This window comes from Desulfosporosinus shakirovi, from assembly GCF_020595055.1.
In the GTDB taxonomy this organism is placed as follows: Bacteria; Bacillota; Desulfitobacteriia; order Desulfitobacteriales; family Desulfitobacteriaceae; genus Desulfosporosinus; species Desulfosporosinus shakirovi.
Map to the genome: position 1 here is coordinate 17,162 of NZ_JAJDOO010000035.1, position 15,385 is coordinate 32,546.

General features: G+C 42.7%; 19 protein-coding genes and 1 pseudogene. 7 read left to right on the forward strand and 13 right to left on the reverse strand.

Annotation, left to right across the window (positions count from 1 at the left end):
• Window positions 1-11: 11 nt before the first annotated feature.
• Both LJE72_RS21175 and LJE72_RS21180 read right to left on the reverse strand, forming a co-directional pair.
• A complete protein-coding gene (locus LJE72_RS21175; protein WP_229249978.1) occupies window positions 12-623 on the reverse strand; it encodes a TetR/AcrR family transcriptional regulator in 612 nt (203 codons plus the stop codon).
• Between the two features lie 561 nt (window positions 624-1,184).
• Window positions 1,185-1,754, reverse strand: coding sequence for a MarR family winged helix-turn-helix transcriptional regulator (locus tag LJE72_RS21180; protein ID WP_229249979.1), 570 nt, complete (start codon window positions 1,752-1,754; stop codon window positions 1,185-1,187).
• Between the two features lie 215 nt (window positions 1,755-1,969).
• On the opposite strand from LJE72_RS21180, the gene LJE72_RS21185 reads away from it, so the two are divergent.
• Both LJE72_RS21185 and LJE72_RS21190 read left to right on the forward strand, forming a co-directional pair.
• Window positions 1,970-2,740: an MFS transporter gene (locus tag LJE72_RS21185; protein WP_312038956.1), complete on the forward strand. Its 771-nt coding sequence runs from the start codon at window positions 1,970-1,972 to the stop codon at window positions 2,738-2,740.
• Window positions 2,713-3,027 (forward strand): MFS transporter, encoded by a 315-nt coding sequence (locus LJE72_RS21190; RefSeq protein ID WP_229249981.1) that lies wholly within the window; start codon window positions 2,713-2,715, stop codon window positions 3,025-3,027. The genes LJE72_RS21185 and LJE72_RS21190 overlap by 28 nt, the downstream gene beginning before the upstream one ends.
• Window positions 3,028-3,373: 346 nt before the next feature.
• Here the strand turns inward: LJE72_RS21190 and LJE72_RS21195 are convergent, their stop codons facing one another.
• The 5 genes from LJE72_RS21195 to LJE72_RS21215 form a co-directional block, all read right to left on the reverse strand.
• The gene (locus LJE72_RS21195) at window positions 3,374-4,540 is read right to left on the reverse strand and encodes an acyltransferase family protein (protein WP_229249982.1); all 1,167 of its coding nucleotides are present in this window, start codon (window positions 4,538-4,540) and stop codon (window positions 3,374-3,376) included.
• 48 nt (window positions 4,541-4,588) lie between these two features.
• Entirely contained in the window at window positions 4,589-4,783 is a 195-nt protein-coding gene (locus LJE72_RS21200) for a hypothetical protein (RefSeq protein ID WP_229249983.1), read from the reverse strand.
• A complete protein-coding gene (locus LJE72_RS21205; RefSeq protein WP_229249984.1) occupies window positions 4,784-5,356 on the reverse strand; it encodes a TetR/AcrR family transcriptional regulator in 573 nt (190 codons plus the stop codon).
• 298 nt (window positions 5,357-5,654) lie between these two features.
• Window positions 5,655-5,825 (reverse strand): type II toxin-antitoxin system RelE/ParE family toxin, encoded by a 171-nt coding sequence (locus LJE72_RS21210; protein ID WP_229249985.1) that lies wholly within the window; start codon window positions 5,823-5,825, stop codon window positions 5,655-5,657.
• Between the two features lie 98 nt (window positions 5,826-5,923).
• Window positions 5,924-7,087: an AI-2E family transporter gene (locus LJE72_RS21215; RefSeq protein ID WP_229249986.1), complete on the reverse strand. Its 1,164-nt coding sequence runs from the start codon at window positions 7,085-7,087 to the stop codon at window positions 5,924-5,926.
• A 201-nt stretch (window positions 7,088-7,288) separates the two neighbouring features.
• Between LJE72_RS21215 and LJE72_RS21220 the strand changes: the two are divergent.
• The 4 genes and pseudogenes from LJE72_RS21220 to LJE72_RS26855 all read left to right on the forward strand — a co-directional run.
• Window positions 7,289-7,609, forward strand: a pseudogene (locus tag LJE72_RS21220) (TlpA disulfide reductase family protein); the annotation flags it as partial.
• Complete coding sequence (locus LJE72_RS26845) at window positions 7,609-7,830, forward strand: hypothetical protein (RefSeq protein ID WP_396391657.1); 222 nt, start codon at window positions 7,609-7,611, stop codon at window positions 7,828-7,830. The pseudogene LJE72_RS21220 and the gene LJE72_RS26845, both read left to right, overlap by 1 nt.
• Window positions 7,831-7,894: 64 nt before the next feature.
• Window positions 7,895-8,056, forward strand: coding sequence for a 4Fe-4S binding protein (locus tag LJE72_RS26850; protein WP_396391659.1), 162 nt, complete (start codon window positions 7,895-7,897; stop codon window positions 8,054-8,056).
• A gap of 30 nt (window positions 8,057-8,086) precedes the next feature.
• Window positions 8,087-8,161 carry a 4Fe-4S binding protein gene (locus tag LJE72_RS26855; RefSeq protein WP_396391661.1) on the forward strand — a complete coding sequence of 25 codons (75 nt, stop codon included), beginning with the start codon at window positions 8,087-8,089 and terminating at the stop codon, window positions 8,159-8,161.
• 323 nt (window positions 8,162-8,484) lie between these two features.
• Here the strand turns inward: LJE72_RS26855 and LJE72_RS21230 are convergent, their stop codons facing one another.
• The 6 genes from LJE72_RS21230 to LJE72_RS21255 form a co-directional block, all read right to left on the reverse strand.
• Window positions 8,485-9,612, reverse strand: a complete 1,128-nt coding sequence (locus LJE72_RS21230) for an NAD(P)/FAD-dependent oxidoreductase (RefSeq protein ID WP_229249988.1) — start codon at window positions 9,610-9,612, stop codon at window positions 8,485-8,487.
• A gap of 5 nt (window positions 9,613-9,617) precedes the next feature.
• Window positions 9,618-9,944 carry a (2Fe-2S)-binding protein gene (locus tag LJE72_RS21235; RefSeq protein ID WP_229249989.1) on the reverse strand — a complete coding sequence of 109 codons (327 nt, stop codon included), beginning with the start codon at window positions 9,942-9,944 and terminating at the stop codon, window positions 9,618-9,620.
• Entirely contained in the window at window positions 9,932-11,524 is a 1,593-nt protein-coding gene (locus LJE72_RS21240; protein ID WP_229249990.1) for an FAD-dependent oxidoreductase, read from the reverse strand. The genes LJE72_RS21235 and LJE72_RS21240 overlap by 13 nt, the downstream gene beginning before the upstream one ends.
• A 32-nt stretch (window positions 11,525-11,556) precedes the next feature.
• Window positions 11,557-11,868 (reverse strand): (2Fe-2S)-binding protein, encoded by a 312-nt coding sequence (locus tag LJE72_RS21245; protein WP_229249991.1) that lies wholly within the window; start codon window positions 11,866-11,868, stop codon window positions 11,557-11,559.
• A 27-nt stretch (window positions 11,869-11,895) separates the two neighbouring features.
• Window positions 11,896-13,032 carry a tyramine oxidase subunit B gene (locus LJE72_RS21250; protein WP_229249992.1) on the reverse strand — a complete coding sequence of 379 codons (1,137 nt, stop codon included), beginning with the start codon at window positions 13,030-13,032 and terminating at the stop codon, window positions 11,896-11,898.
• A gap of 231 nt (window positions 13,033-13,263) precedes the next feature.
• Window positions 13,264-13,659 (reverse strand): Rid family hydrolase, encoded by a 396-nt coding sequence (locus LJE72_RS21255; protein ID WP_229249993.1) that lies wholly within the window; start codon window positions 13,657-13,659, stop codon window positions 13,264-13,266.
• Window positions 13,660-13,897: 238 nt separating this feature from the next.
• Here LJE72_RS21255 and LJE72_RS21260 point away from each other — a divergent pair, with 238 nt between their 5' ends.
• Window positions 13,898-15,301 (forward strand): APC family permease, encoded by a 1,404-nt coding sequence (locus tag LJE72_RS21260; RefSeq protein WP_229249994.1) that lies wholly within the window; start codon window positions 13,898-13,900, stop codon window positions 15,299-15,301.
• The last annotated feature ends 84 nt before the right edge of the window (window positions 15,302-15,385 follow it).

The window sequence follows — 15,385 nt, forward strand, 5'->3', positions numbered from 1 at the left end:
TGGAAAAAATTTTACCCTTTCAGCTCCATATAAAAACCATCCCATAACTCTAACAAGTTATCACTGATATCACTGACATCCTCACTGCGGTCTTTCATTAAACCAATACGGATTGCAATTCCATCATTTGTATATATAAATACCTTAGCAATTTGTTCATCGTTCATGAATGGCCTGATCTCTCCGTTTTTTCTAGCTGTAGAGATAATCCCTTTCCATGCTTTCAGTTCATCTTGTTCGTGTTCAAGCAATTTTTCCCGGAGGCTTGGAAAAACCTTCAAAGCATCAAAAACAAGTGAGTAATAGTCCACAGTTAAACCACGGTCCAGATCATCTCCATATAATTGAAGCGAATTGAGTATTCTATTTTGATAAACTACATACTGGTGATAAAACTCATATAGAGAATTCTTGTCGAATATACTAAAATCAGGTGTTATGGAAGACATACAGTTTTTAAGTGCTTCCAGAAATAACTGCTCTTTGCTTTTAAAGTAATGATAAAAAGCACCTTTTGACATTCCTGTTTTTTCTACTAGCTCAGCCATGGTTACTTCCTTATAGCTCTTGAGTAAAAAAAGATTAAATGCAACTTTCAAAATATGTTCTCTTGTGTCATTCATGAATTTATCTCCTTATTTAAACCGACCATTTGGTATGTATTTATATTAACATTAAAATAGGTGTCACGTCAATTTTATTATCTGCTATTCTTTCTTACTTTCAGTTCCGAAAAAAATCGCTTCTCAAAAAGTTTGAAGTAACGCCAAGGTCCTTTTGACATTAGATGCTTGGGATTCTATTTATCCGTCTTTGTTAACCATACTGCGACTCGAATTTAACGTGTCCATATGGACTTCTTTATCATGAGAAAATAGCGATCACTATATCGTTCATAATTCTAATCACCTCGCACAATAATTATCAATCCTTTTCGGCTCGTTGGCTGATTTTAGCTGTAGGAATCATACAAAGCAAAAACCTTCCCAAACAATAAAGTTCGGAAAGGTCATAAGTATCGCTATAGAGAGTCCGCACACACAGTTACAAGGTAGCAGGGTACATTCTCGACGGTCTGTTGGAAAGCTTCAAGATACTTTTCTTTGGCTAAATGTGGGTTGCTACAGCGAACTTTTTCTATTACTGTCTTTTTTCAGTTTCATGCTATTATTCTAAACCTCCGCTTACTCACCTTCGGCGGGACAACAATGATGATGTTGATGTTTGTGGTGCCCATGACCTTGGTGCATACCTTTTTTCCGGCAGGAACCATGATGCCCTGAGCCATGTCCGCGGTGCGTTCCCCCTCCATGAGAATCCTCTGCCCCTTCCAAATCTGAGCACAATTTCTCCGTAAGGATAAGGAGTTGTTCTCGTTCATCCTCTGTTAAAGCCTTGAAAAAAGATTCTACGAAGGCATCTTTGCTTTCAGCAATTTTCTCAACGGCTTTTTTCCCCTCCTCGGTTAAATAGATGCGCATTACCCGCTGATCCTTATCATCTTGTTTTCTCAGAATCAAACCACTCTGCTCCAGCTTTGTCAGCATCTCTGTCATTGAAGACGGACGTACGTCCAGTTGCTCTGCCAAATCTCTTTGGCTGGCACCGTCATTTTGCAAGATTATGCGCAGCAAGTTTGCTTGTCCATGATAAAGTCCACCTTTTCCGTGTCCTTCTCGATGGTACGAGCGGTGCATCTGCCGATTTAAGCGATGCAAAGCCTGATATAACTTATTTGAATTTGTTTTTGACATATCTTTTTCCTCCTAAATTTCGAATATTATTTAGGTACCTAACTTATATTTAATATACTAGGATTTTTCATCAATGTCAACAGAAATATTTAGGTTCCTAATCATTCTAATACAGCCAGCAAACCCCTGATCGTTTCCATTGTTGTCTCAGGCATTTTCCGAAAAGAATTTGATAATCTGCTCTATATCAGCATTATCAGGACGAAAATTATTAAATTGGGAGGACAACTATGGGAAAATATATGGAACGAATCGGACGGAGAAAAATTATTCTGTCTGGCTGCGTCGGATTTTTCCTTGTTAGTTTAACATATCTGCTCCCCATCGGAATCGTTCCTTTTTTGATCATTCGCTTCCTGCACGGTGCCACCTTTGGGATTATCCACAATGCGTTATCTGCTTTTGTGGTTAGCCTTATCCCGCAGGACAGGCGCGGGGAAGGGATTGGATTTTTTTCGCTGAATTTTACGATTGCTACAGCATTAGGGCCATTTATTGGAATGTTTGTCGTACAGTATTATTCTTACACAACGCTTTTCGCGGTCTGTTCGTTATCAGCCTTTTTATGTTTGCTTTTTGCTTGCTTCGTAAAAATAGATAAGCCTGTGTTTAGCGATGAACAGATCGCGCATCTAAAAAGAAAATTTACGTTAAAAGATATCTTTGAACGAGAGGCTCTACCTCTTGCATTTGTAATCATCATTAATAGTCTGTGCTATATGGGGGGCACCGCGTTTCTCGATTCCTATACAGCTAAACTGCATATGACCTATATTGCACCGATTTCCTTTATCCTCTATGGTATTTCTATCTTAGTATTCAGACCACTTACTGGTAAGCTGCTTAATAAAAAAGAGGACAATATCGTAATGCTGCCGTCGATCGCATTTTTTGCGGCAAGTCTGTTCGTACTTTCATATGCCACAGCATACTCATGTTCATGCTCGCCGCTGTTCTTATGGCGCTTGGCTACGGAAACATCTTGAATATGGGGCAAACAATTGCAATTAAATCTGTAGATCCGCACAGAATCGGCACTGCAACTTCCACATACTTTGTATTTTCAGACACAGGCATGGGATTAGGTCCTCTGATCATGGGATTCATCGTTACATGGAAAGGTTTCTCTTCTATGTTTCAGGTTGAAGCAGGAATTGTCACCTTGTCTATCCTGTTATATTACGTTCTTAGCAACCTTGAAGGTCCATCAAAGAATTTATTTGAAGACGGCATATCTTCTGGAAGGCACTTAGTTGTTCGACAACGTTGGTGAGAGCCTTTTCTCCTGGCCTCTCTGGGCCTCTTTTGTCCATAACATATGATAAGCAGGAGGCTTGTGTAACCATTGGACAACTGAAAAGCCGACACTACCGGGCAGCTCCTTAGCTGGCGGCAGTTGGCTTTTCACTAGTCATTCGAGTCTTCTATCCCTAATTCCATATGGTACGGGCTATATAGTGTTGGACCACATAGGCTTAAAAAGAGGGATAAGTGCGGCTATGGATCTTAGCGAAGTTGATGCAAATTTCAGGAGTCGAAGCAATTAGCTGGACCTTACTCCGGCGGAATCTACCACTGCTGGAAGTGCAACCTGCCAGGACGCACTGGGAACGCGTTGTTTAAATGTTAGATGAAGTGTCTGTTCCATGGATCTTCCTCAATCCATTTGAAGCACTTTTTCTAATCAACTTCATACCAAATAGAACTCGAATAGTATTATATCGTCGAACAATATACTCGTACATAACCATTATAACGACTAATGTACAGATTATAATGATAAGAAATTTTGCCGGATCAGGAATATCCCATTTAACAATGAAAAAGCCAATGAGAAATAGTACATTCTGATGCAAAATATAGAATGGCATAACTGCTTCACGACTATATTCCAAGAATGGATTAGAAAAATCAAGTCGCTTCATGGCAAATCCTAAAATTGTAAAAAGTTCAAGCCAAACTAAGATATCAGGATGGTTGGCAGGCCCCTTGTTCAGAAAAACGGATCCAATTATGACCACAAAGGATAAACATGCCCAGATCCAACGAGTGGTAATGATCTGTAATCGCAGATGCTGATGGGATGCTAACAGATAACCGGCGAAGAAAAACCAGGCGTATTGTGCCATTCGCCAGCCTCCAACCACAATTGAACCTTCATTGGCTATAACGTTTTGGATAATAACTGTAGGTACTAAAAATAAGACCAAAAAACCGGGTATAGCCAGAAAGTCTCCAATTCGACGTAAAAACCTGCTGCCGGTTACTCCTTTAAACCACCAAAAGATGGGCATAAAAGCTAAAGTGAAAATAAATAAAAATAACAAATACCACAAATGCATTCCATGAAAGGCAAAATTTCCTGTACTGCCCGGTAAGTAAACGCCCTCAAAATAGTGTGGAATAAATTCTATAAATGACCCTTGGAACTGACCATGGGAGATTCGTTCAAGATAAACCTGCATTGCCGAAAAGCTAAAAACACCAACGATGAGAGGAACGAACAGCCGCATAACTTTATCTCGGATAAATCTGGTTGCCTTTGTCTTACAGGCTGCACAGAAAACACTTGCTCCGGATATCAGGAAGATTAACGGCATTATCCACACTGCCATAAAATTCATCAAAGTAGGCTCGATCCAAGTGTAGGTGGTTGGGTTCTTAACGGACCAATCCCCGGTATCGAAGAAGTGGACAGAGTGATATAGAAAGACTACCAAGATAGCAGTGACTCGAAGCCAATCTAAGTCATTACGCCGAATAGAATGTTCATGATTTTTCTGCATATCATTAACCTTGCCTTCATCAAACAATTATATTAACTTAGAATTTACTTACGAACGAATTAATGCCAAAATCGTGGTTGCCAGCACCACTACAGCTGTCGCTACCGCGAGCATCATGTGGAAATTAACAGAGCTTGCCATATCGGTAACATTCTTGCTGGTGTGAATCCAGAACCCGCAAATCAGAGTGGATCCAACCAGCAGTAAAGAAATAAAGGACAGAATAATGTGTGTCGTTCTCATCTATATCCTCCTTCCTGTGACTTGAACAGCCGTACTGAGTATGGCGTCCAGAGCTTCTTCCCTTTGTTTGACGTCTCGAATGTTTACGCCGGTATAACGCTGAAATTCCTCCATTTTCAGGAGGATCACCTGCATGACCACAATCATCTGGAGCGCTGTGACCTTAATTTCCAGATCACTTTTGGAACTGCCGAAGTGCTCCTTCAGAAGGGGCGTAATGAAATAACAGATACTCATATCGCTGTTAACGATTTCGTAGGAGAGCTGGGCTTTGAAAATTTCGCTGTATTTGAGCGCCAGCTCGACAGTTCGACTGAAAAACCTCCGAAGCCGCTCAAGCGGAGTCCCCTCGCCTGCGTTTGGGGATAAACCTCCCGCCAGATCAGACATCTGGGCTGCTATTACTTCATAGACAAGCCTATCCTTGGAATGAAAATGATAGCTGACCGTCCCAATCCCCACTCCTGCCCGCTGGGCAATTTTGCGGACGGTGATATCTCCGACGGGACAACTCTCCGCAAGCAGCTCGCGTACGGCTGACATGATCTTTTCCTTTGCTTCACTTTCTGACATCGGATTACTCCTTTACATGTTGTTGAACTTGTTTCGTACATGTTCAGTTTAATACTGGATAATCTATCCTGTCAAGTGGGTTTATAAGATTTTCCAATATTCTACCGACAATTTCTAGAATTGTTATTACAATTCTCAGTCTTCGAAAAATATAAGAAAAACGGGGTATCTTCGTTTGAAAATACACCCGCGGGGTTTTTCATACCATTTGGCATAAAATTGCTCATTCTAACTTACTTTTTATTGACGGAATAGCTTATATTAAATTACGGTATTCTCTTCTTCCATCTACAATGGCCTATATAATCACTGTCTTCTCTTCCATATTAAATTTATAAAATACAAGATGTCTTTCAACAATAATTACTCTATAACCCTGCTTTTTCAAAATTGAATATCTTAGTATATTTCCTGACTCCGAAAAATCTTGCAGACGATTGACTGCGGTTTTAATTTTTTCCAGCTTCATCGACCGGGTAATTCCAAAAATGCCCGACCTTGAATAAAGGTCGAGCAGGTTTGGAGTAGTTATCCGCGCAACTGAAACTCTCTTGAGAATTTCTATCTTCAATCTTTTTCAAATGTCTGAATTTCATATTCTCCTGCATCTTCACCATAGTATTGGTTATAACGCATTTTTATTTTTTGGAAAATAAAAGAAACAAGCACTTTGATAATAGCATATATTGGAATCCCAAAAATCAATCCAACAACACCTAGTAACTCACCCATGACCAGTAAAACAATGATAATTGTTAGTGGATGTATGTTTAGAGATTTGCCCATAATATTTGGAGACACAAACTGACCTTCAAGGGTTTGAACCACAATCCATACTACTAACAATTTAAATAACATAAATGGTGAGTGGATTACAGCGATGATCAGTGCAGGAATGAAAGCAATAGCAGGACCAATGTAAGGTACTATACAGGTGACAGCAGCAACTAATGCTATTATTACTGCATGATTTAGTCCGATAATCACAAATCCGATGTACATCAAGAACCCTATACAGATTGATACAATTAATTGACCTTTAATATACGAAGCAACTTGCTCATTAATGTTAGTAAAAACAATTATGAAATCACTTCTGAACTTAGGTGGTACAATTTTTATTGCATAGTGGATAAATTTCTTATCATCTTTTAATAAGAAAAATAAAAAAATTGGAAATATTACTAATGTAATAACAACTTTAGATACTGATGACACGACATTTGAAATACCATCTGCCGTTGTACTTAAATTATCAACAATATTACCCGGTACATCTCTTATGAATTCGTAAAACCATTTAGTTGCACTATTAATTGTAGGTTCGAATATAGAATATGCGCTCCATTGATTAAATTTATTTGAAAGTGTGTCTACATAACCTGGAAAATCCTCAACAAAACTAGTCACTTGCACTTGAATAACTGGGACAATTAAAACTATCAAACCTGTAAGCAACGCGATCACTGCTAAATATAGTAAGATAATACCCCAAATACGTTTTATTTTATGTTTCTCTAACCAATTCACTAAGGGGTTAAATAGATAATACATAACTATTGCTATGATGACCGGTGCAAGAACACTCGATAAAACAACTATCAAAGGATAAAAAATAAAGGCTATTTTATTATATAAAAAAATTAAAACTCCTATAAGAATTAGAACTATCAAGGAAAAGACTAGGTTATCCCCTCCTGAAAACCTTCTAAATCGCGTCGTTTCCTTCACTTTACTATAACTCCTTATCTAAAATTATTTTCATTGCTCAGAATATGGCTTTTACTAAAAACATGCTCCAATCTCTAATCTTTTATTAAACTATATTAAAATTAATACAACTTTATTTCCCTTCTTTCATTGAACAATTTCTTCGTTTAGACATGTTTCCGATGGCCAAATCGAGATGAAAGACTACTCAATAGTAAACTCACAATGATCAATATATGGGCTACCTATTGCGAGCCATGTATAGAAGAAATGCCTGACCTTCAAGAACTTCATGAGGAATTTAAGAGCGAGGGGGTTAATCTAATTGGGATTGTTTCCGATACACCTGATGAGGACAATGAAGCATTAGCTAAGGCTATTATATCAAAAACAGGTGTGCAGTATACGAATATCATCCCTGATGAAACTGTTATAAATAATGTATTATCAAATATTTCATCAGTTCCTACGACATTATTTGTTGATAGTGCAGGAAATATTATTAGAGACTTAGTAGTTGATGGTTATGCCCATTTGGTTTAATCCAGGATTTATTATATAAAATACCTTTCCAAAAAATTAAAGTAAGCAAAAATGTGAACAATATACTCAAATATTTGAAGTATGTTATTTTAGCTTTGTTTGTTATATTATTCCCTATGTTTTTAGTAAATGAATTTGGAATAAGTCCTCCCTATTTTTGCGAATACATATGTCCAGCCGGGACACTGGAAGGGGGTATTACCGTTAGTTTTAATGAATAACTCCTTACGTAGTTCTCTTGGCTACTTATTTGTATGGAAAATGTTTATACTAATTACCATTATTATGGCATCGATAGTTATATACAGGCAATTTTGCAGATATATATGTCCATTAGGAGCATTTTACTCACTATTTAATAAAGTAAGTTTTTATAAATATGAAGCAGATACAGAAAAGTGTACAAATTGTAGAACTTGTGTAAATAAATGCAAAATCAACATATAAGTTCATAAAAACCCCAATAGCGCTGAATGTATCAGATGTGGGGAATGTGTAAAAACATGTCCTACAAACGCTATAAAAAAGGGATTAAAGTTTGGACCAGATTGATTCATACCTTTTCAGGACATTTTCATATATCCCCAAATGGCAGCTTCTCTGGGTGTTCAATCCGGTGAGAAGGTGCCTGTCTCAGATTCTCCCTCGCGGGAGAGACACCCTGCCAGTCCTTCTCCTACCGGAGGTAGGATCTCTACTTCGGCTACGGCACTTTAAAGGGTAAAAAGTTACCGGGTGGATTTTAACCACCTAGATTGTGTGACTGTGAGGCGCACAAAAGAATGGCCGCCACTTTCGCCTAACTTGCAGCGAGACAAACTAAGCGCCGGCATATACCGGCGCTTAGCATGTGATTCTCAGACAAGTAAATCCTCTTATAGTTTAGCTTTAAATCGATCATAGCGAAAGTCACTGACATCCAGAACAGGCGCTTCTCCCACAGCCATCTGAGCCAGCAGAGTTCCGACGGTAGGAGCGATCCCAAAGCCATGCCCGCTAAAGGCACAGGCCAAAATAAGCCCGGGTACCTCCTCAATAGGGCTGATAACGGGAACGTGATCCACACAGACATCAATCCAGCCGGCCCAGGTTCTCACGATTTTAGCCTCCCCAAGACAGGGGAAATAGTTCATAATCCCCCGGCAAATGCAGGATGCGGTGATACTATTGGTAACCGGAGTCCCGTTATCCTTATTGACAGCCTCTAAGCCTGAGGTGCCGCCGAAGACAAAAGAACCATGGGAACTTTGATGCCCATAGAAGTCAGCCGCCGCCGTGCCCAGCATCTGATAAAACATGGGAGGCTGGGCTTCTGTCACCAGGACTTCCAGCAAAGCCCCTGTCATGGGAACGTCAATACCGACAGTGGCGGCGATGTCCCGGCTGTCATACCCGGCTGCTAAAATAATAGTATCACCCTCATAAACATCTTCGGTTGTCACCACTTGTCTGGCCTTCCCTTTGATTTTCTTAATCTCAGCCACTTCTTCACCCGTAATGAACCTGACACCCAATTCCCTGGCTTTGCGATAATAGGCCAGGGTTGCCAGCATGGGATTGGCATGCCCGTCCGTGGGACACCAACTGGCAGCCAAGACCTCAGCAGAGAGATAGGGATTGATAGCTTTGGCCTCTGCCTGATCGATCATTTTTACATCCAGGCCCAATGAAACAGCCCTCTCCGTAAGTCCTGCCAAAGTTTTGATATGAGCTTCTGTTTTGCCCAGGCGCAGGTTTCCTTGCTGGTAATATTCCACGTCCATTCCCAATTCTTCGGAAAGAGTCGGCCATAAATGCTTTACCCCATACATAGCTAACGGTAATTCCCGTTTATCACGCCCTGATTGCCTTACACCGCCGCCGTTTCTGCTGGAACCGCCGTTGCCTATATCATCGCTTTTCTCCAGAACGATCACCGAACAGCCCTTTTGGGCCAGATAGTAGGCGGTGGAATTGCCGATGATCCCTCCGCCGATGATAATAACATCTGCATGATATCCCATACCTATCAGGACTCCTTTCCTTCATTTCCCAAAACGATCATTTTGATGGGACGCATAGGAGCCCTTGCTGCTGTCGACTCTACCTCCAGCGGAGATATCCCCAGTTCTCTGGCGATCATTCCCTTAACAAGTCTTGTGCAGGTCTGTCCCTGACAAAGTCCCATACCGGCTCTTAAGAATCTTCGGATTTCCGTCAGGGTAAACATCCCGTCGTGAATTGCTTGTCGTATTTCTCCTTTGCTGATTTCCTCACAGCGGCAGATAATCATGTCATCATCCGGTTGAGGAACAAACTCTCCCATAGAGGTTAAACGATCTTTTATTTTACCCATGGCTCTGCCTCCAAACTCCGGAAAAATCTGACCTTCATGGCCGCATCAGCCGGAACCTGGATGGTCAGTAGATTCGTCTGGTCAAATGCCTGGGCAGTCCTTACCGTGGTGACCTCTGCCAGACACACTTCCTCACCCTTTCGATCCAAGGCTTTTCCTTTATCCCCAGCCACAGGAAGGGGAATAAATTCATAAGGGATGGTTATGGAGGCAAGGCCCGGTTCGTATTCTTCGTTGACAAGAAAAATGGCCTGACCGGGACAGGATGCGACGCACAGTCCGCAGCCGCTGCATTCTCTTTCCGGATCAATGGCGGGAAGAGCGGTCATTTTTTCCCCAATTTTTATGCACTTTTTCAGACATACATCCTGACAGGGGTTACAAGGGATATTCTGGGTGCATTCAATCACCGGATGGATTCCTGAGGCTTTCCTGACACCTGGGAAACGCAGGATTTCCGACTGATCCACATAACCTTTTTTCAGAAGAGTGTGGGAAACTTCAATTCCTTCATCGGTTTTGGCAATGGTCCGGCCTTTGTTTTCCGGGGCAAACATTCCTTCTCGCAAACATTGCAGAGCCTTTTCCAGTTCCCGGGACAACCCCTCCAGCTCCTCCCCGGTGATGAAGCCCAGGTATTCTGCGGCGGCGAGACCTGCAATTCGTCCTTCGATCATAGCGGAACTCGCTTCTTCAATTCCGGAAACATCACCGGCGGCGAAGATTCCGGGTATACTGGTTTCGCCGCTTTCAGCGCAGACCGGAAGGAATCCGCCGGGGGTATCTTGCATCTGACAGCCTGCCATGCTGAGCAACTGAGACATAGGGGACAAACCAACGGCCAGGCAAATGGTATCTACAGCCAAATGTTTCTCGGTGCCGGGAATGATCTGCCAGGAACTGTCCACCTCACCCAGGGTAACACCGGTTACGAACTCTTCTCCTTCAGCTTTGATAATGGTATGAGAAAGATAAAAGGGCACCCCGCACCTGGCCACTTTAGAAGCATGAACACCGTACCCCCCCACCCGGGGTGCCGCATCCACCAGAGCGACTACTTCACAGCCGGCCTGCATAAGCTGAAAGCTTACCACAAGACCGACGTTTCCTGAACCAAGCATCAGAACGCGATTGCCCGGTTTAATGCTGTGCAGGTTCATCATGGTCTGTGCCGCTCCGGCCCCAATAACTCCGGGTAAGGTCCAGCCTGCAAAGGGTACCATATTTTCCGAAGCACCCGTTGCCACAATGATGGCATCCCCTTTATAATGGAGGATTTCGTCGCCAATTTGCACCGTGATTTCTTTATCCAGATACAAGCCCGCAACAATGGCCTTTAAGACGACTTCAACCCCATAATGATTGGCTTCTTGCAATAACTCTTCGCCGATTTTAAAGCCCCGGATCTTAGCTTTATGCTCCTTAGAGCCGAAGAATTTATGAATCTGTTTAAAAAGCTGACCGCCGGGTTTGGCGTTTTCATCAAAAACTATAACCTTAATACCCCGTTTGGCAGCTTCGATGGCCGCTGATAATCCGGCCGGCCCGGCACCGATGATGATTAAATCATATCGTTTCATCCTTATCCCTCTTTCATCCTGTCATCCCTCTCTTACCGGTCCTTGGCCGACACACCGTATTGGGTCTGAACCTTCATTCCTGCTTCTAAAGGCGTGATGCAGGTTCTGACATTGGGCTGCCCGTTGACCACCATGACACAGTCGGTACATCTCCCGATGGCACAAAAAACACCCCTGGGCTGATGATGTTTTTTCGTATACCGGTGAATCAATATTCCTGCGGCTTCCAGGGCCATGGCAATGGGCTCCCCCTCCAGACCGGTGATTATTTTCCCGTCGCAGGTAAATTCAATGGTTCTTTTTTCAGGTGGTTTTCCCAGGATGGGATGTTCCTTTATTCTCATACTATTTACTCCTATTGCTTAGTTTCTTTAGGCTAAATAAGGGGTTTTCCAGAGGTTCAATTTTGTTCCGATTCCTTTGGTCAAAGCATTGCGGTAGACAATCGTGCCCCAGGCAATATCCTCGATTGGCATGCCACCCACGGAAAAGACAACGATTTCATTTTCTTTTCTGTGAACCGGAACCGTACCCATCAATATATCACCCAAATCATCAATCTGGTCTTTCTTCATCCTGCCTTCGGCAATCAAATCCATGCAATGTACGGCAGGAATGGGTATCGAATGGTAAGCCGGGAATTCCATTTCTTCTGCCCATGCTTCATATAATTGAATATTATCCGCTACATTTCTGGCGCGGTTTAAGATAAAATCATCATCAAATCTGGCGGATGCCGGACAACAAAGCACCGCTCCCGGTTTAATCCAGTCCTCATGAACATAAGGGTAGACGCTGGGGTCCCCGGTGGGACTGGAGGTAGCGATACTGACAATATCCGCATCCCTTACGGCTTCTTCTTCGCTTTGGACAATTTGCAGCTCTTTGACTGTGGGATATTTTTCTTTCACATATTGAATGAAGCTGTCCACGGATTTCTGACTTCTTCCTTTGACTTTCACGGTCTCAATGCCCGGCCTGGTGGCCATGGTGGCATCGAAGGCCGTTTTGCTCATAACGCCGGGCCCGATGATCCCCACTACTTTGGCGTCTGGCCGGGCGAAATATTTGATTCCCACCCCGGGAACAGCGCCGGTTCGGAAAGCACTTAAAATATTGGCTGACATGTACGCTAGAGGAGCGCCGGTGTCTTTATCATTTAAGGTAAGCATCAAGATAGAGCGAGGCAGGCCTTTTTTTCTGTTTTCTACATTTGAACCGTACCACTTCATCCCGGCCATATCGAACTTTCCGCCCAGGTAAGCGGGCATGGCCATAAATCTTCGGTCCGGCCCATTCGTGGGCATGTTGGGGAAGGGCGAGCTGTCCGGAAAGGTCATCATGACGCCGTGGGAATTGGCATTGGCACCACCCATGCGGTAGTCGCCGATTTTTAATAACTTAAACATTTCTTCCATGGCTTCTACACAGCCTGCCATCTCGGTAACGCCTGCCTTAATCATGTCTTCTTCATTCAGATAGATAAAATCAAGATTTGGATTTTCCATTTTTTGAATCCTCCTATTTTTTATTTAGTAAGACTCCCTCTTCTTCAAGTGGGAGTGGCTCCCGTACTCTGCTTCGGTGATTAAAACCTCCAGTGGAGGGTTTAATCACCGAAGTCGCCCTTCTCCATAGGAATACTTAACGGCGAAGAAGGCAGAGTCCACCAAAGACTCAATGTTCAGCTTTAGCTGAAGGAGTTCACTTAAGGAACTCTTGTTTCCAAACCAGCTTGTTTAATTCCTTTCACACCCGATGACAGCTTCCAATTCAATTTCCACCAGTTGTGTCGGCCGGTTTAATTTTGGAGTTTCCACCATGGTAAACAAAGGGCCTATTTCTTTAAAAAATTCTGAGTAGGCGTCACCGGTTTCTTGCGCAAATTTCATATCTGTCACATAAGCTTTTATCTTAATGACATCTTCCGGCTTTGCCTCTGCCCTTTCCAGCAGATCCATAAACTTGCTGAAAATATATTTGGCCTGTTCATAAGCGGTTTCCCCATATACAGAACCATCCGGCTGCACTGCCGTAGTTCCGCCGATGTACACATGCTCTCCGACTTTGACCATTCTGGAGTATCCAACCTTCCCTTCCAAGGGTGCTCCGGATGAATAGTTGATTCTCTTCATAGCTCTACCTCCTTGACTAAAAAAATAAAGCCTTACGATAGCTTTTATCGCAAGACTTCTTTGTCCTTCATGTTTTCATTCTATAGATTTTTCCTCCTTGCGCATTGTAAAAATCGGAACTTCCAATAAAAGTCCTGTTCAGTTCCGATTTTTACAATGCAAGGTTCCTCTGGTTTGCTATAACATTAAGTATGAACTATCAAAAGAAATCCGAAGATATGGGCAAGGGCGCTCTGCTGTGAAGTGGAGGGCCCTTTTTATATATCACTATAAAAAATGTAAGAAAGAGGTTGGGTCAATGAAATTGGAAAACAGTATGCAACCGACGTTAAAGCGGACGCTGCAAACAAGAGACTTAGTTATCTATGGATTGGTATTTATGATACCAATGGCACCAGCCGCTATGTATGGAACTTTTCTGGGACCCGCCGGTGGAATGGTCGCCCTTTGCTATTTGATCGGGATGATAGCCATGTTCTTCACGGGTATGAGTTATCGCACTATGTCGCAAAAATATCCAATGGCAGGTTCGGTGTATGTATATGTGCAGAAGGGCGTTTCTGCTCCCCTTGGATTTCTGACCGGCTGGGCCATCCTGCTGGACTATTTTTTGCTTCCCGCTATAGTTGTGATTATCGGGAGTTCCTTTGCCAACGCTCTGATTCCCTCTATCCCTGTATGGATGTGGGCCATTGGTTTCATACTGCTCAGTACGACCATCAATATCATCGGTATCGATCTGATGTCAAAGTGCAGTTGGATTTTATTTGCTCTGCAAATCATTGTCATCCTGGCCTTTCTCGCCTGTGTCATCCGCCTTTGGCTGAATGGCACGGTAGAGTTTAACACCATTTCCTTCTACAATCCTGCCCAGTTTAATATGTCGGGTGTCCTTCAGGCAACGGGTATTGTCATTTTGAGTTATCTCGGTTTCGATGCCATCAGCACCCTTGCGGAAGAATCCATAAAACCCGAAAAATCCATTGGTAAAGCAATTATTTGGTCGATTATCATCATTGGAATCATTTTTATGGTCATCACCTTTTTTGCCGGAATTGCTTATCCCAACTATGAAGCGCTGAATGTGGATACTGCCTTTATCGACATTGTCAGTTTCGTGGGCGGCACCTGGCTTACCGTCTTGACCAACATTACTCTCATTTTATCCTTCGGCATCGCAACCTGTCAGGCCTCTCAGGCTGCCGTGGCCAGAGTGCTCTTCGCCATGGGCCGTGACGGCGTGCTGCCCAAGAAGCTTGGCCAGGTCAGTGAGAAGTACCAGACTCCGGCTGTTGCCACAATCTTTGTGGGGCTGGTTTCTGCCCCCATTGCCCTCTTCTGCTCTCTGGGGTTCATTTCCACACTGATAAGCTTCGGTGCGCTGGTTGGCTTCATTCTGCTTAACGCGGCTGTGATCTGGAAATTCTTTATTCAAGATAAAGAAAGCAAAAAAGATGGGAAAGCTGTTTTAAAACATCTGATTTGTCCTTTGATCGGCTTGGCTGTAACGGTGTGGATCTTCATTAATTTGGGAGCGGCCGCCCATACCATTGGGCTCATCTGGTTGGGGGCAGGGTTAATGTATCTGCTGGCTGTCACGAAAGGATTCCGAAATCCGGTTCCTCAGATGGAAATGAGTTGAGAAGGATTTTTAGGAATTATTTACCTGGGCAGAACACTCCAGTATTTCTTGACCTTATCCGACACACAGGATAAAATATAAAAA

Bases quoted from the DNA above. Each gene is read 5' to 3' on its own strand.
- LJE72_RS21175 (WP_229249978.1), bottom strand. From the start codon at position 623: ATGAATGACACAAGAGAACATATTTTGAAAGTTGCATTTAATCTTTTT.
- LJE72_RS21180 (WP_229249979.1), bottom strand. From the start codon at position 1,754: ATGTCAAAAACAAATTCAAATAAGTTATATCAGGCTTTGCATCGCTTA.
- LJE72_RS21190 (WP_229249981.1), top strand. From the start codon at position 2,713: ATGGCGCTTGGCTACGGAAACATCTTGAATATGGGGCAAACAATTGCA.
- LJE72_RS21195 (WP_229249982.1), bottom strand. From the start codon at position 4,540: ATGCAGAAAAATCATGAACATTCTATTCGGCGTAATGACTTAGATTGG.
- LJE72_RS21200 (WP_229249983.1), bottom strand. From the start codon at position 4,783: ATGAGAACGACACACATTATTCTGTCCTTTATTTCTTTACTGCTGGTT.
- LJE72_RS21205 (WP_229249984.1), bottom strand. From the start codon at position 5,356: ATGTCAGAAAGTGAAGCAAAGGAAAAGATCATGTCAGCCGTACGCGAG.
- LJE72_RS21210 (WP_229249985.1), bottom strand. From the start codon at position 5,825: ATGAAGCTGGAAAAAATTAAAACCGCAGTCAATCGTCTGCAAGATTTT.
- LJE72_RS26850 (WP_396391659.1), top strand. From the start codon at position 7,895: ATGGCATCGATAGTTATATACAGGCAATTTTGCAGATATATATGTCCA.
- LJE72_RS21230 (WP_229249988.1), bottom strand. From the start codon at position 9,612: ATGGGATATCATGCAGATGTTATTATCATCGGCGGAGGGATCATCGGC.
- LJE72_RS21235 (WP_229249989.1), bottom strand. From the start codon at position 9,944: ATGGGTAAAATAAAAGATCGTTTAACCTCTATGGGAGAGTTTGTTCCT.
- LJE72_RS21240 (WP_229249990.1), bottom strand. From the start codon at position 11,524: ATGAAACGATATGATTTAATCATCATCGGTGCCGGGCCGGCCGGATTA.
- LJE72_RS21245 (WP_229249991.1), bottom strand. From the start codon at position 11,868: ATGAGAATAAAGGAACATCCCATCCTGGGAAAACCACCTGAAAAAAGA.
- LJE72_RS21250 (WP_229249992.1), bottom strand. From the start codon at position 13,032: ATGGAAAATCCAAATCTTGATTTTATCTATCTGAATGAAGAAGACATG.
- LJE72_RS21255 (WP_229249993.1), bottom strand. From the start codon at position 13,659: ATGAAGAGAATCAACTATTCATCCGGAGCACCCTTGGAAGGGAAGGTT.